Here is a 1,156-nt window from a genome sequence, read left to right as displayed (position 1 = left end):
GTAGGGTGTGGGGGGTAGGGTGTAGGTATGGATGCAAAAGCTACCCTACACCTCATTACTGGGTGGAACGGGCATCTTGCCCGTTACAATTTTCCGGCGGGCTGTCTCAACGCACCCCACACCCCACACCCCACCCCCTACACCCCATTAGTTGCGACCCGTATGCCACAAGATTAATCTTGCTCTAGAATATCAGGGGTAAAAGGACAATCCTGGGGGAAGCAAGTAGATGGATAATCCTTGCTAACGACCTTTAGTGGATATCTGTAGCAATCCAAAAAGACCGATTCAAGATAAGGTTTTAGACTAGGAGATTCAGACAACAAAAGATTAATCTGTTCTCTTTGCTCATTAATCGTTTTTTCCCAACCTCGATAATCAGGCTCTGAATTCACGTACTGCCTTTTAAGCAAGTGTTCCATCAAAACCTTAAGTCCGCTCTGAATCTCTCGTTTATCAGATCGTCCCAAGGTAGCTATTTCCTCAATTAAATTTTCTATATCCAACTCATCAAAGTTTCTTGTTTTAAGTTGCTGACAAGTTAGATCAGTCCACAGAAAAAAATCCTGATTATACAAGTCACTATTACTCATGGCTTATACTACCGAGCCTTGATATTTACTATAAGTATATCACGTTAAAAAATGCTTGTGAATTTATTACTAATAGTAATTACTTTATAGGGTTTTTCATAACTATGAGGTACAGAAAATTTGGAGAGGGATACTTACCATGTTTACCACACTTACTATGTTTACCACGCTTACCATGTTTACCATATTTACCACACTCTCTGCTCCCTGCTCCCTGCTCCCTCAAAAAAAAATTTACAAAATTTATATATTATAGCATATTTTGAAAATTTTTGTGCTAAACTAAAGTTGTGGACAATCAAATCCACGGGAAGAGCCAGCCTAGAGTTTTCGTCAGGCTGGAAGGCTGGCTCTTTCCCTTACAGGAGATAACTTAATATTATGTCCCATAGTCAACACCTATACCCATGGGTGATGCTTAGGTTGTTACCACCGATGCCACCAGTCGTTTTCCCTCGGTTCCTTAACCCCGCCCGAAAATATTGATAACGGGCAAGATGCCCATTCCACTTTTGCCTATTGCCTATTGCCTATTGCCTATTGCCTATTGCCTATTGCCTATT

Annotated in this window: 1 protein-coding gene; it reads right to left on the bottom strand. The window is 41.0% G+C overall.

The features are described from left to right. Positions 1 to 173: 173 nt before the first annotated feature. The gene (locus tag AC4II3_RS32780; protein WP_488029860.1) at positions 174 to 593 is read right to left on the bottom strand and encodes a DUF29 domain-containing protein; all 420 of its coding nucleotides are present in this window, start codon (positions 591 to 593) and stop codon (positions 174 to 176) included. Positions 594 to 1,156 lie beyond the last annotated feature (563 nt).

The organism is Moorena sp., from assembly GCF_982860115.1.
The sequence above is the reverse complement of the archived record's forward strand: the minus strand, read 5'-3'. Positions and strand labels throughout refer to the sequence as shown.